We start from the raw sequence: 13,528 nt of genomic DNA, 5'->3' as shown, positions 1-13,528 counted from the left end.
ATTGAATTGCGCAACAAAGCCGCTGCATCAGGCAGCTCAGCCTCGAGGACGGCCAGGCCAGGCTGCTGGCGGCCAACCCGGCCTGGCCGGAACTCATCCCGGAAGAAGGCCAGCCGCTGCCGATCCTGGGCGTGGTGACCGCGTCCATCCGGCGCTGGCGCTGAACGCTTCTGCCGCACGCGCCTTGGCCCGGGCGTCAAACTGGCGCGACCTGTCAAGAAACGTTCACAAGTTCTCCCTACGATGCAAAATTTTGCACTTTGGAGATGCTTGTGAAAAAACTAGCGATTGCACTGGCGGCCAGCGTCGCCTTGTCGGGGCTGCTGACGGCTTGCAACGACGGGGATGACACCCCGGTTCAGCTGGCTTCGGTCAGCAACCCGGACAAGTTCTTCAACCGCACGGCCACCTTTGCCGTCTGCGCGCAGCTGGAGTCCTCCTGCGAGGACAGCACCCCGACGGCAGCGGAAATCGTGGCGGCCAGCGAAGACGGCATGACCCTGGTCTATACCAACAGCCTCAAGGGCGAGATCGGCTTCGTCGACATCGCGGATCCCGCCAATCCCAAGCCGCTGGGCCGCCTGGTCATGGGTGGCGAGCCGACCTCGGTCACCGTGCTGGGCGCGCATGCGCTGGTGGCGGTCAATACCTCGAAGGACTTCGTCAATGTCTCGGGCAAGCTGGTGGTGGTGGACATTGCCAAGCGCAGCGTCGTCAGCGAGATCGCGCTCGGAGGCCAGCCTGATTCGGTCGCGCGCAGCAAGGACGGCAGGTATATGGCCGTGGTGATCGAGAACGAGCGCGACGAGACCCTGGGCAACGGTGCACCGCCCCAGGCGCCGACGGGCTACCTGACCATCGTCGACACGGTGGGTGCGCCCGCCAGCTGGAAGACGCGCCAGGTCGAGCTCAAGGGGCTGGCCGCGCTGTATCCGGACGATGCCGAACCCGAGTATGTCTCGATCAACGACGACAACATCGCCGTCGTCACGCTGCAGGAGAACAACCACATCGCACTGGTCGATCTGGCCTCCGGCAAGGTCAGCCGGCATTTCAGCGCCGGGGCGGTCACGCTGAACCAGGTGGACCTGACCGATGCCCCGCGTCCCAATGTGCTCAGCCTGAGCGAAACCCAGGCCAACCGCCTGCGCGAGCCCGATGGCGTCAGCTGGCTCTCCAGGACCCAGTTTGCCACCGCCAACGAAGGCGACCTGAACGGCGGCAGCCGCGGCTTCTCCATCTTCAATACGGATGGCAAGCTGGCCTACGATGCCGGCAACCTGATGGAACACCTGATGGCGCGCATCGGCCACGCCAACGACAAGCGCTCCGATGCCAAGGGCAACGAGCCCGAGAACGTGACCTTTGGCCGCTTTGACGGCACCGACTACCTGTTCGTGGCCTCCGAACGCTCCAGCGTCGTGGCCGTCTACGACATGAGCCAGCCGAACCAGCCGGTTTTCAAGCAGGTGCTCCCCGCCGCTGCCGCGCCCGAGGGCGTGCTGGCCATTCCTTCGCGCAATCTGCTGATTGCCGCCAGCGAACTCGATGACCGCGCCACCAGCTCGACGCTGCGCTCCGCGCTCAACATCTACCAGTACCAGCAGGCGCCCGCCGCCTATCCGACGCTGCAGTCGGTCAACCGCGCCGATGGCACGCCCATCCCCTGGTCGGCCATGTCGGGTCTGGTGGCCGCGCCCAGCGGGTCCGTCGTCTATGGCATCGATGACAGCTTCTTCCGCGGCAACCGGATCTTCGAGATCGACGCCAGCGTCAAGCCCGCCAGCCTGCGACGCGAGATCCGGATCACCGATCCGAACGGCAAGATTGCCGCACTGGCGACCCAGCTGCCGTCCGCCAAGGATGCGAATGCCTTCGATGCCACCGACCTGGCCGCCCTGGTGAATGCGGACGGCAGCGTCAACCTGGACCCGGAAGGCATTTCGCTCGCCTCGGGCGGCGGCTTCTGGATTGCCTCCGAAGGGGCTGGCACGGTGGGCGAAGCGGCCCGTCCGGTGCTGTCGGCGAACCTGATCTTCAAGCTCTCGGCCAGCGGCGTGATCGAGGACATCATCCGGCTGCCCGCCGCGATCGATGCCAAGCAGCAGCGCTTCGGCTTCGAGGGCATCGCCGAATCGGACGGCAAGCTGGTGCTGGCCTTCCAGCGCGCCTGGGCCGGCGACAAGCACCCGCGCATCGGCGTCTATGACCTGGCTGCCAAGACCTGGCAGTTCATGTTCTATCCGCTCGACGCGGTCACCTCGCCCAACAAGGGCTGGGTCGGCCTGTCGGACATCACGGCGCTGGGCAACAAGCGCTTCCTGGTCATCGAGCGTGACAACCAGGGCGGCCCCGATGCCCGCATCAAGAAGCTCTACCGCATCGACCTGAGCGGCGCCACCGACGGCACTGTGCTGAGCAAGACCCTGGTGCGCGACGTGCTGCCCGACCTGAAGGCATCCAAGGGCCTGGTGGTCGAGAAGATCGAGGGCCTGGCGGTGCTGGCCAATGGCGATGTGCTGCTGGTCAACGACAACGATGGCGTCGATGACAACAACGGCGAGACCCAGCTGCTCAAGCTGGGCCAGCTGACGCTGAACTGATGTCGGAGCACGGGCTCGGCGCAAGAGCCGAGCCCGTGTCACGCATATGTCATCAGGCTGGGCCATGGTCTGGGCCTGCCGTCCAACATTCCCGCACCGACTTCGATGAAAAACTCCCGCCAGTTCCTGTTCCGTGGCCTGCTCGCAGCGGCCCTCCTGTCGGCCTTTGGCGCTCACGGTGGCGAGTCCGCCCCGGCAGCGCACCAGGCCCAGCTGATCGGCCGCTTCGCCGCTGGCGTCTCGGCCGGCACTGCCGAGATCGTGGTCTTCCACCCGGCCAGCCAGTCGGCCTTCATCACGGTCGACACCCGCAGCCAGCCCTCCTCCTTCCAGCGCATCAGCCTGCGCGGCCTGGGCAGCAGCGCCCTGACCAATCCGACCCAAGCCAGCAACCTGGCCAGCGGCGCCATCACCTCGGTGGCCAGCGATGTCAACGACGCCGGCTTCAGCGCTGGCGGCGTGCAGTCGCTCGACATCTCGGGCGACCTGCTGGCGATCGCGGTGCAGGCCAGCCCCAAGACCGATCCGGGCGTAGTGGCCTTCTACCGCCTGGATGGCCAAGGCAATGCCCGCTTCCTCAAGAAGGTGGTCGTGGGCAGCCTGCCCGATGGCCTGAAGTTCAGCCCCGACGGCCGCCAGTTGGTGGTGGCCAACGAAGGCGAGCTGAGCGTCAGCTTCGCGACCGACGGCATCGATCCACTGGGCAGCCTCTCGGTCATCGCGATCAAGCAAGGCCTGCCTGCCGACCAGGCTGTCACGCTCGATTTCTCGGACTTCAATGCCGGCGCCAAGCGCTCGATCGAGCTGCCGGCGGCGGTGCGAATCGGCCGCATCGGCGCCACCGTGGCCCAGGACCTGGAGCCCGAGTATGTCAGCATCAGCGCCGACAGCCGCAAGGCCTATGTCACCCTGCAGGAGAACAATGCGGTGGCGGTGGTCGACCTGCGCCAGCCCCGCATCGAGCGCCTGCTGCCGATGGGCGTCAAGGACCATGGGCTGGCGGCCAATGCGCTGGCCGCCTCGGACCAGGCGAAACCGCCGTTGGCCCTCAAGTCCTACCGGAACCTGCTGGGCCTTTATCTGCCCGACGGCATCGCCACCTTCCGGGTCAAGGGCAAGGAGTACTTCATCACCGCCAACGAAGGCGATGACCGGGATGATTTCCAGAAGCCGGGAGAAACCGCTCGCGTGAGCAGCCTGGCGCTGGATGCAACGGCCTTCCCCGACGCAGCCGCCCTGCAGGCCAATACCGAGCTGGGCCGACTGACCGTCTTCAACACCATGGGGCGCAACAGCCAGGGACGGTACGAGAAGCTCTACACCCTGGGCGGACGCTCGTTCTCGATCCACGACGCGCGCACCGGCGCCCAGGTCCACGAGTCCGGCTCGGCGCTGGAGCGCCTGGCCTACTCCAGGCTCGAGCCCGGCCTGCTCAACCATGCCCAGGTCAAGGGCCGCCTCGACAACAAGGGGCCGGAGCCCGAAAGCGTGGTGGTGGGCCAGGTCGGCAAGAAGCTGTACGCCTTCGTCGGACTGGAGCGTGCCAGCGCGATCGCCATCTATGACGTGAGCCGACCGGCCGCGCCGCGCTTCGTGCAGTGGCTGCAGAACAGCAGCGACCTGGCCAGCGGCGACCTGTCGCCCGAGGGGCTGGCCTTCGTGCCCGCGGCCCAGAGCCCGACCGGCAACGCCCTGCTGCTGGCCGGCTACGAGGTGAGCGGCTCGCTGGCGGTGTACGAGATCAGATAAGGCCCGCTATTGCATGACAAACTCGACCGACCAGGCATGGCTGTCCAGGTGGGTCGAGGTGATGGTGGCGCTGCAGACGGCGCCGCCACTGCCCTTGGCGCTCTGCTTCCACTGCGGCACCTTGTAGCCACCGGGCTTAGGCAGGTTGACGAAGCTGGTGCCGAACAGGCATTGCCGGTTGCCGATGCGGTAGCGGACATGGGCAAAATTGACGTCCGGATTGAGCCGGCTCGTCACGACATAGGCATCTGACCCCGATTTCGGCACCCTGGCGGCCGGTTTCGGCTCGGCGTTGGCGTAGGTACTGGCTTCGTTGCTGCCGCTGGGCAGGTAGACGGCATCGGCAGTGGCGTCGCGGTTCCTGAAGGTGATCGTGACGGGCGGGCCGGCCAAGGCGGCTGCAGCCCAGAGCATTGCGCTGGCGGCAAGCGCTTGCCTGCAGCAGGCTGTCATGCGCGACCTGCCAGCTCAGCGGCGCTGCAGCGATGGATCTCGATCGTCGAGTGCACGATCTCCTCGTGCACCGACAGCCGCTCGCGCACGACATCGGGCGTCAGCGCCGCATCATGGCTCACCACGGTCAGGGCGCAGGAATAGACCCGCTTGCCGACACGCCAGACATGCAGGTCGGTGATGCGGGTGTGACCGTCGGGGCCATCGACCTCGACCACCTCGCGGATCTCGTCCACCACCGGATGGTCCATCTCGCGGTCGAGCAGCACCTTGCTGGTCTCGACGATCAGGCCCTTGGCCCAGACGGCCACCAGCAAGGCGCCGACGATGCCCATCGCCGGATCCAGCCAGGACCAGCCATAGACCCAGCCGCCGGCCAGCGCCAGGATCGCCAGCAGCGAGGTGGCGGCATCGGCGATCACATGCAGATAGGCCGACTTCAGGTTCAGGTCGTGATGGTGGCCGTGGTCATGATGGTGATCATGGGCATGGGAATGCGCATGGCCATGGTCGTGATGATGGGCCTGGCCCAGGATCACCGCGCAGACGATGTTGACCACCAACCCGAGCACCGCGATGAGGCTGGCCTCCTGGTACTGGATCGGCTGCGGCGAGAAGATGCGCTCGACCGATCCGAGCAGCATCAGCACCGCGACGCCGAGCAGGAAGATCGCGCTGGCGAAGCCGGCCAGCACCTCGATCTTCCAGGTGCCGAAGGCGAAGCGCGGGTCCCTGGAATAGCGGCGCGCGGTCGCATAAGCCAGGGTCGACAGGCCGATGGCCAAGGCATGGGAGCTCATGTGCCAGCCGTCGGCCAGCAGTGCCATCGAGTTGAACCACCAGCCGGCGACAATTTCGACCCCCATCATGACGACGGTGATCCACATCACGATCCGCGTGCTGCGTTCGGCCGCCTCGCTGCCGACGTCGAAGACATGGTCGTGCATCCAGCGGGAGAGGGTTTCGGTAGACATGGAATTCATCCTCGGGGCCGGGTCAAAGGCCTTGTGGTGCAAGGGAGCGCCAGACAAGAGAACTGCCTGCGCCATGACAGATGGGCCTGCTGGTGCAAGCCGCTGCAGGCTGAAGAGCGGCGACGCCACGATAGTCGACGAATCTTATCAGGCAGCCCGCGATCACCCTGCTGCCTGGCAGGGCAGCGCGCGGGCCTCAAGGGTCTCGGGCCGTCACGAGGGACAATGCCTCAACCATGCCGTGGTGATGGGCGACCTTGCTGGCCGCTACCCTTGCTACGATGCCCACGGCAAGTGGCTGGACTGAAGGACCTCATGAAACTCGCGCTTTTCGACCTCGACCACACCTTGCTGGACGGGGATACCAACATCCTGTGGCTTGACCACCTCGCGCAGCGAGGCCTGGCGGAAGCCGACACCATCGAGCGCCAACAGCAGTACATGGCGCTTTACGCCCGCGAACAGCTGGACATGGCCGAGTACATGGATTTCCACATCGGCTTGCTGCGCCGCCGCCGCATCAGCGAGTGGCAAGCCATCGTGGAGCACTTTGTTCACAGCGAGCTCGTGCCCCGCCTCGCGCCTGCTGCCCTGGCTGCGCTGGAATCCCACCGCGCCGCCGGCCATCGCCTGGCTCTGGTCACGGCCACCAACTCGGTGCTGGTGGGGACGCTGGGCCGGGTGCTGGACATCCACACGATTGCATCGGAAGTGGAAATCGAAGCCGACCAGGCCACCGGGCGCATGCTGGGCCAGCCCTCGTTTCGCGAGCACAAGATCGCCCGCGTACAAGACTGGCTGGGCCTTCCGCTGAGCAGCGACACCATCCTCGAATCGCATTTCTACTCCGACTCGGCCAACGACATCCCGCTGCTGCAGGCCGTGTCCCACCCCGTGGCCGTGAACCCCGATGCCAAGCTGCGCGCGCTGGCCGAACAACAAGGCTGGCCGCAGCGCTGCTGGAAAGCCGGCGAAGCGCAGCCGGCCTGAGCCGGGGCTCGACGCCGGAATGACGCCGGCAGCGCCAGCAATCGATGGAGGCTTCGTCGTGGCGGCACATGCCAGCCGCCCAGCAGGCCGGGAATGCCTGTTTTTTAAGCGCAGCATGAAAAACCAATGACAACAAGGACTTGCCTGCCTGTCACCGGGCTTGTCCACAAGCTTGGTCACGGTTGCTGGGGATTGTCCGGCCAGGCAGGGCCAGCAGGTGGATAGATCGTCCCGGAGGAGATGTCGATCAACAGGCTGACGAATCACTGCATCCAGATTCCCGCCTGGAGCACAGGGCCTTGATGTCCTCGGGGATCGGAATGGCCTTGATGCGGTCCGGCTCCTCGGGTGGATGGACCACGAAGGCGCGCGTCTCGGTGCCCTCGCACAGCAGCTCGTCGCCGCGCTTGACCACATGCTGGTGGATGAAGACCTTGTTGCGCCATTCGGTGATGCGGGTGTGGATCTGCAGCCGGTCGCCGTAGCTGGCCGGGCGCAGGAACCGGGTATGGATCTCGAGCAGCGGGGTGCCGATGATGCCGCGCGTTTTCTGTAGCTCGCGCCAGGGCGGCAGGCCGCATTGGCGGAAGAAGTTCAGCGAGGCGCCGTCCATCCACTTCGAATAGTTGGGAAAGAACACGATGCCGGCGGGGTCGCAGTCGCCGAACATCACCTCGACTTCATAGACGATGGTCTTGCTCATGTATGGGTTATGTGGCTTGGGGGGAATCGGCGTGGCGCAGGCATGGCGACGAGCCGGAGGGTTTGGCCCTTGCGATGGCCGTTGCCTGCGGTCAGGGAGGCCAATTTATAGCATTCAGCCTGGGACGCTGCTGCCGTGCAGCTGGGCCATCCGTGCGTGGTGCCAGTCAGGCTTGCCTGCCCCATGCGAATGCGGCATCGAATCGGCCAGTCAAGCCAGGGGCAGCGCCGTGGTGGACTTGATCTCGTCCAGGCACACGCTGGAGCGCACGCCGTTGACCCCGGGCAGCAGTGCCACGGTGCCCAGCAGGAAGTCCGACAGATGCTTGAGGTCGCGCGCGACGACCTTGAGCATGTAGTCGAAGTCGCCCGTCACGGCATAGCACTCCTGCACCTGCTCCAGCGCCATCAGGGTGTCGCGGAACTTGAGGACCTCACGCATGTGGCCACGCTCCATGGTGACGTGCACATAGGCCAGCACGCCCAGGCCGAGCTTGGCCGCATCGAGCCGCGCTTCATAGGCCTTCACATAGCCCTGCTCCTCGAGCCGCTTGTGGCGACGGTGGCTTTGCGCCGGCGACAGGTGAACCGCCTGCGCCAGCTCCTGGTTGCTGATGCGTCCGTCCTTTTGCAGGCAGCCCAGCAGGCGTTTGTCGATGGCGTCGAGCTCGTCCATGAAAATTTCGCGATTCCTTTTATCAAGGAAACATTATTTCATTATCCAGGGAATCCATCTATGATTTATGAGAAGTTTTTGCGAGACCTGCTATGTAGGATTTCCTGGTTCAGCAATATTCCAGAAAGGATGCTTCATGGCCGACTTGTTTGACAACCCGATGGGGCTGTGCGGTTTCGAGTTCGTCGAATTCGCCTCGCCGACCCCGAATGTGCTCGAGCCCCTGTTCGAGCAGATGGGCTTCACCCTGGTGGCCAGGCACCGCTCCAAGGACGTGCTGCTGTACCGCCAGGGCGGCATCAACTTCATCGTCAACCGCGAACCCAGGAGCCTGGCCGGCTACTTCGCCGCCGAGCATGGCCCCAGCGCCTGCGGCCTGGCTTTCCGCGTCAGGGACTCGCACCAGGCCTACCAACGGGCGCTCGAGCTGGGCGCCCAGCCGGTCGACATCCCCACCGGCCCGATGGAGCTGCGCCTGCCGGCCATCAAGGGCATCGGTGGGGCACCGCTCTACCTGATCGACCGCTACGAGGATGGCAAGAGCATCTACGACATCGACTTCGAGTTCATCGAAGGCGTAGACCGCCACCCCAGGGGCCATGGCTTCAAGCTGATCGACCACCTGACGCACAATGTCTACAAGGGCCGGATGGCGTTCTGGGGAGCGTTCTACGAGCGCATCTTCAACTTCCGCGAGATCCGCCATTTCGACATCAAGGGCGAATACACCGGGCTGACCAGCCGTGCCATGACCGCGCCGGACGGCCTGATCCGCATCCCGCTGAACGAGGAATCGGGCAAGACCGGCGGCCAGATCGAGGAGTTCCTGCTGCAGTTCAACGGCGAAGGCATCCAGCATGTGGCGCTGCTGACCGATGACCTCAAGGCCAGCGTGGACGCGCTGCAGCTGGCCGGCATTTCCCTGATGACGGCGCCCAACGACAGCTACTACGAGATGCTCGAAGAGCGCCTGCCCGGCCATGGCGAAGCCGTGAGCGAACTGCAGACGCGCGGCATCCTGCTGGACGGCTCCACGGCCAACGGTGAAAAGCGGCTGCTGCTGCAGATCTTCTCGCAATGCCTGCTGGGTCCGGTATTCTTCGAATTCATCGAACGCAAGAATGACGAGGGTTTCGGCGAGGGCAACTTCAAGGCCCTGTTCGAAAGCCTGGAACGCGACCAGCTGCGCCGAGGCGCGATCCATACCAAGGACACCTGATGAGCTCCCACCCTGTCGCCTCCAGTTCTGCGGCCTGATTGATGGTCACGCACAGCGGGATTTCCGCGTGATTCCGGGTGCCGGACACTGGGTTCGGTTCGAGGCCCCGGAGCCGACCCAGCAGATCCTGCTGGAGCGGTTCAAGCCGGAGACCATGCCTCGCAAGCGCGGCAGGGACGGCCTGCAGGACATGACCCCAGGCACGCGATGCAGCGGGCATTGCGGCAACATCATGTCTTTTGCATCGATGCCGTGGTCATGACGAGCGGGAGGTTTCGCCCGGCTGGTCCAAGGTCCTGCGGTGCTTGACTCAGGAGAACATGGAACATGGACAGGCGCACCCTACTGCTTGGATCGGGACTGTGGGCCCTGGGATCCGCTGCTTGCGGGGAACCCTACAGCCCCGCCCTGTCAGCGCTCGCCAGACAGGGTGGCGTGCTGCTGATCCGCCATGCGAGCACCGAAGCCGGTCTGGGCGATCCGCCAGGTTTCACCCTGGGCCAGTGCAGCACCCAGCGCAACCTGTCCGAGGCTGGCCGGGCCGAGGCACAGGCGATCGGCACCTGGTTCCAGCAACAGCGGCTGCCGGTGCCGACCGTGCTCAGCAGCCAGTGGTGCCGCTGCCAGGACACGGCCCGGCTGGCCTTCGGCAGCTACCAGGACTGGTACGCGCTGAACTCCACCTTTCGCGACCAGGGCCAGCACGGACCGCAACTGCAGCGGCTGCGCGAACGCCTGCGGCAACTGCCCGCGGGCCAGCTGGAGGTCTGGGTCACGCACCAGGTGATCATGACCGGACTGACCGGCGCCTACCCCGCCATGGGCGAGGGCTTCCTGGTGGACCGGGCGGGCTCGCTGCTGGCCCGGGGCATGATGCAGCCAGAGGCCTGAACCCGTCCCATGAACAGCCCTGAACTGACCATCTACTACGACGGCAGCTGTCCGCTGTGCCGGCGCGAGATCGCCTTCTATCGCCGCCTGCCCGGCGCCGAGCGGCTGGACTGGATGGATGTGAGCGCGGGCGCGCCGCTGGGCGAAGGCCTGTCGTGCGATGCCGCGATGCGCCGCTTCCACGTGCGCGAGGCAGGCGGGCGGCTGCTCAGCGGTGGTGCCGCATTTGCGCGGTTGTGGCGGGCCTTGCCGGGCTGGCGCACGCTGGGCTGGTGCCTGGCCTGGCCACCGATGTCGTGGAGACTGGAGCTGGCCTACCGTGCCTTCCTGCCACTGCGACCCAGGCTGCAGCGACTGGCCAAACGCTGGTGGCGTGACGCGGACCGGTCGCTGCAGTAAGCGACAGGCAGATTCAGGCCATGGTCGCCGGAACAGGAATGCACCACGCCAGCATCCGCTCGAGACTGGTCTGCCCATTTTTTAATCAGGGCATGAAAGATCAATGACAGCAAGGACTTGGACAGTTGCCACGGAACTTGTCCACAAGTTTGGTCACGGATGCTGGGGATTACCCTGACCTGAAGCCGTAACCGCAACAGACCCGGCCCACTCACGCTTGGATGACGCAACCGGCGCTCGCGAGGCTGAGCGCGTAAGTGGTTGTCGCCATTTGGAAATTCCAAAAAAAATCCCGACCTGATAAGGGTCGGGATCTTTGGTAGGTGGTGGAGCTGGGGGGAAGCGAACCCTCAAAACCACCTCATAAAAATCAAAGACTTAGGTCAGATTTCAAAAAAGTTGGCACACCAAAACGGCACACCTGAATGAACTATACAGGATTGTCGACAAACGCGGAATTGAACCCAGAACCGCATTCTGCGGCACACCGGTGACGGAGCTCAGCCCCGCCCTATAAGGACTGAGCCCTGTAGCTGGAAAAAAACGGCGCCGAGGGCCTGCCCTTGCTGTGTGTCGGCAGAGGAGGTGCAAGGTCACCGCCCCTTCACCTGGTGCCAGCTATGCCCAGCTTAGAACGCATAGCCCTCAGATTTATTGCGAATGATTCTTGTTTACAATCTAGCTTCCACATTTGTCGCAAGAGGTTCGCATGGAGCGCTCGCCCACTTCGTCCAGCTGTCAGCACGCCTTGCTGGCCCGTAGCCCTGTCGGGCATGTGTCTGTCTGCCCAGAGTGTGGCGTCGTCCATCTCTCGCTTGACTGTCTTTCGCTAAGACTTGAACTGACCGCCTTCCAGGCACTGGCCCAGATGCTGTCGCAAGCGAAGCAGCGCCTGGACAGCAGGCAGACAGGCGGCAGCCATGTCCGAAACTCGCCCGGCCATGCTCTTCATTGATCAGTCTAAAACGCAGCAAGGAGGTCGCATGTGCGAGCAATGTTCCAGCCCCCTCTCAGTCCCCACCGGATCACGCCGCAGACGGCTTTGGGATCTGCCACACCAATGCCACTGCCCGGTTGTCGGTGTGTGTGTTCCGCTGGCCACGCTGCGGCACCTGGTGAACAAGGCGCTCGGTGGCAAGGCTGTGGCGGATGACTACGAGGTTCATGTGGGTGCAGTGACTGAATGCACGACACGCAATCGTTTGTCGGAAATCCTACAAAAGGAGCTGGAGGCAAGGCACGCCAGAAGCGTGCAGGCTTTCAGGGTCGGCAAGACCCCCAGGGCAGTGGCTGACCTTTGGGCTCAGGCGGTCCGCAGCGGCGTCGATGTGCCTGGTGCCTTCTGGGCCACCCTGACCCACCCGCGCTGCGACGAGGTATTGCAGGAAGTCGTCTTGCGGGACATGCACATGCTGCAGCATCAGGCCGGGGCCGCCATCCGCGTCGACGTGAACAAGGTCAACGAGCTGATCAAGGAAAACGGCGTGCTCAGCCGTGAACTTGGCAAGGCTCAGGAGCGCTGCACCCGCGTGCTCACGGAGAAGGTGGCCGAGATTGAGCAGCTTCAAGCCCACCTGGTCGAGCAGCGAGCACAGGTGATTGGCCGCGATACGCGCATCGGCTGGCTCGTGCAAGAGATGGAGCAGCTCAAGGCAGCCCTGCCCGACTACGAAAACGCCGCGAGGCTGCGCGCCAGGGTCGAGCAGCTCACCACCCGCCAAGCCGAGCTCGAAGCGCAAAACGCTCAGCTACGACAGCAGCTAGGTCTAGCTCAACGCGAACTGAGCCTACGCAGCAAAAAAGATGCGCCCTTGCCGCCCGCAGAACGACAGTCCGATAGCGTCAAGGAAGTCCCTGTCACGTTCCACCTGAGAGAAAAGACGGTGCTCTGTGTTGGGGGCCGCAACGGCAACGTGGCGAGCTACCGGACGGTGATTGAAAAGGCCGGTGGCCATTTTGCTCACCACGACGGCGGACTCGAAGACAACCAGGCGGCACTCGACTCAGTGCTGGCCGCGGCGGACCTGGTGATTTGCCAGACCGGCTGCATCAGTCATAACGCCTACTGGCGGGTCAAGGATTTCTGCAAGCGCATGGGCAAGCAATGCGTCTTCGTCGAGAACCCGAGCACCTCCTCGCTGGCCCGCTCCCTTCAGCAGATCGCGGTGGATGACACAGCGGTAAAAACCACTGAGAATGCACCTGCGCCGTGAACAGTTCCAACCACGTAAAGGAAACCACCATGGACGAATCCAAGACCCAAGCCGCCATTGCTGCGCTCAACCGCATCATGGAACTCGAACTCGCTGGTGTGGTGAAGTACACCCACTACTCGCTGATGGTGTATGGCTACAACCGCATCCCCATCGTGTCATGGATGAAAGGCAATGCCGACGAGAGCCTGGCGCACGCCTACAAGGCGGGGGAACTGGTCACGCTGCTGGGCGGCCACCCTTCGCTGAAGATAGGCCCCCTACTGGAAACCGAGCAGCACGACATCGGCGACATCCTGCGCGAGAGCCTGGAGCACGAGAAGAGCGCCCTGGCCGCCTACTACGACCTGCTGAAGATCGCAGAAGGCCATTCGGTGCTGCTCGAGGAATACGCGCGCGAAATGATCGTCAACGAGGAACTGCACCAGGACGAAGTCAACAAGATGCTGCGTCGTCCTGGAGACACAGCGGCATTCAAGGGCTAACGCAGTGACATTGTCTTGGCCCCGGTTTGCAGGGGCCAAGACAGTCACGAGTCTGCGACCTCATCACAACCTTTCTTCTATTGAGCAGTGTTGTTAACTGTTGGGAAGGAAGCCAGCGGCCAGACTTCAAGACCGAGTAGGCCTATCTCCTAATCTGAGTGATTTCAAGGTGCC

At 64.1% G+C, this 13,528-nt stretch carries 12 protein-coding genes; 8 read left to right on the top strand and 4 right to left on the bottom strand.

What is annotated here, in order from left to right; genetic code table 11:
- The first annotated feature begins 272 nt into the window (after positions 1 to 272).
- Both C6P64_RS05440 and C6P64_RS05435 read left to right on the top strand, forming a co-directional pair.
- Positions 273 to 2,603, top strand: a complete 2,331-nt coding sequence (locus tag C6P64_RS05440; protein ID WP_211296798.1) for an esterase-like activity of phytase family protein — start codon at positions 273 to 275, stop codon at positions 2,601 to 2,603.
- A gap of 105 nt (positions 2,604 to 2,708) precedes the next feature.
- Positions 2,709 to 4,352: a choice-of-anchor I family protein gene (locus tag C6P64_RS05435; protein WP_105747583.1), complete on the top strand. Its 1,644-nt coding sequence runs from the start codon at positions 2,709 to 2,711 to the stop codon at positions 4,350 to 4,352.
- Positions 4,353 to 4,358: 6 nt separating this feature from the next.
- Here the strand turns inward: C6P64_RS05435 and C6P64_RS05430 are convergent, their stop codons facing one another.
- Both C6P64_RS05430 and dmeF read right to left on the bottom strand, forming a co-directional pair.
- A complete protein-coding gene (locus C6P64_RS05430) occupies positions 4,359 to 4,745 on the bottom strand; it encodes a hypothetical protein (RefSeq protein WP_211296797.1) in 387 nt (128 codons plus the stop codon).
- 56 nt (positions 4,746 to 4,801) lie between these two features.
- Positions 4,802 to 5,779, bottom strand: coding sequence for a CDF family Co(II)/Ni(II) efflux transporter DmeF (gene dmeF, locus C6P64_RS05425; RefSeq protein WP_105747581.1), 978 nt, complete (start codon positions 5,777 to 5,779; stop codon positions 4,802 to 4,804).
- A 294-nt stretch (positions 5,780 to 6,073) separates the two neighbouring features.
- Here dmeF and C6P64_RS05420 point away from each other — a divergent pair, with 294 nt between their 5' ends.
- A complete protein-coding gene (locus C6P64_RS05420) occupies positions 6,074 to 6,769 on the top strand; it encodes an HAD family hydrolase (RefSeq protein WP_170073046.1) in 696 nt (231 codons plus the stop codon).
- Between the two features lie 247 nt (positions 6,770 to 7,016).
- Here the strand turns inward: C6P64_RS05420 and C6P64_RS05415 are convergent, their stop codons facing one another.
- Entirely contained in the window at positions 7,017 to 7,472 is a 456-nt protein-coding gene (locus C6P64_RS05415; protein WP_105747579.1) for an acyl-CoA thioesterase, read from the bottom strand.
- A gap of 210 nt (positions 7,473 to 7,682) precedes the next feature.
- Entirely contained in the window at positions 7,683 to 8,147 is a 465-nt protein-coding gene (locus tag C6P64_RS05410; RefSeq protein ID WP_425436729.1) for an Lrp/AsnC family transcriptional regulator, read from the bottom strand.
- A 136-nt stretch (positions 8,148 to 8,283) separates the two neighbouring features.
- Between C6P64_RS05410 and hppD the strand changes: the two genes are divergently transcribed.
- From hppD to C6P64_RS05375, 5 genes are all read left to right on the top strand, one after another.
- Positions 8,284 to 9,366, top strand: a complete 1,083-nt coding sequence (gene hppD, locus C6P64_RS05405; protein WP_105747577.1) for a 4-hydroxyphenylpyruvate dioxygenase — start codon at positions 8,284 to 8,286, stop codon at positions 9,364 to 9,366.
- 327 nt (positions 9,367 to 9,693) lie between these two features.
- Positions 9,694 to 10,257, top strand: a complete 564-nt coding sequence (locus tag C6P64_RS05395) for a histidine phosphatase family protein (RefSeq protein ID WP_105747575.1) — start codon at positions 9,694 to 9,696, stop codon at positions 10,255 to 10,257.
- Between the two features lie 9 nt (positions 10,258 to 10,266).
- Positions 10,267 to 10,656: a thiol-disulfide oxidoreductase DCC family protein gene (locus C6P64_RS05390; RefSeq protein WP_105747574.1), complete on the top strand. Its 390-nt coding sequence runs from the start codon at positions 10,267 to 10,269 to the stop codon at positions 10,654 to 10,656.
- Between the two features lie 1,115 nt (positions 10,657 to 11,771).
- On the top strand, positions 11,772 to 12,869 hold the full coding sequence (locus tag C6P64_RS05380) for a DUF2325 domain-containing protein (protein ID WP_245911635.1): 1,098 nt from the start codon (positions 11,772 to 11,774) through the stop codon (positions 12,867 to 12,869).
- A 29-nt stretch (positions 12,870 to 12,898) separates the two neighbouring features.
- Entirely contained in the window at positions 12,899 to 13,354 is a 456-nt protein-coding gene (locus tag C6P64_RS05375) for a ferritin-like domain-containing protein (RefSeq protein WP_105747571.1), read from the top strand.
- Positions 13,355 to 13,528 lie beyond the last annotated feature (174 nt).

Origin of the sequence: Malikia granosa (genome assembly GCF_002980595.1) — a bacterium.
Taxonomy (GTDB): domain Bacteria; phylum Pseudomonadota; class Gammaproteobacteria; order Burkholderiales; family Burkholderiaceae_C; genus Malikia; species Malikia granosa.
The sequence above is the reverse complement of the archived record's forward strand: the minus strand, read 5'-3'. Positions and strand labels throughout refer to the sequence as shown.

Bases quoted from the DNA above. Each gene is read 5' to 3' on its own strand.
- C6P64_RS05435 (WP_105747583.1), top strand. From the start codon at position 2,709: ATGAAAAACTCCCGCCAGTTCCTGTTCCGTGGCCTGCTCGCAGCGGCC.
- dmeF (WP_105747581.1), bottom strand. From the start codon at position 5,779: ATGTCTACCGAAACCCTCTCCCGCTGGATGCACGACCATGTCTTCGAC.
- C6P64_RS05415 (WP_105747579.1), bottom strand. From the start codon at position 7,472: ATGAGCAAGACCATCGTCTATGAAGTCGAGGTGATGTTCGGCGACTGC.
- C6P64_RS05410 (WP_425436729.1), bottom strand. From the start codon at position 8,147: ATGGACGAGCTCGACGCCATCGACAAACGCCTGCTGGGCTGCCTGCAA.
- hppD (WP_105747577.1), top strand. From the start codon at position 8,284: ATGGCCGACTTGTTTGACAACCCGATGGGGCTGTGCGGTTTCGAGTTC.
- C6P64_RS05395 (WP_105747575.1), top strand. From the start codon at position 9,694: ATGGACAGGCGCACCCTACTGCTTGGATCGGGACTGTGGGCCCTGGGA.
- C6P64_RS05390 (WP_105747574.1), top strand. From the start codon at position 10,267: ATGAACAGCCCTGAACTGACCATCTACTACGACGGCAGCTGTCCGCTG.
- C6P64_RS05375 (WP_105747571.1), top strand. From the start codon at position 12,899: ATGGACGAATCCAAGACCCAAGCCGCCATTGCTGCGCTCAACCGCATC.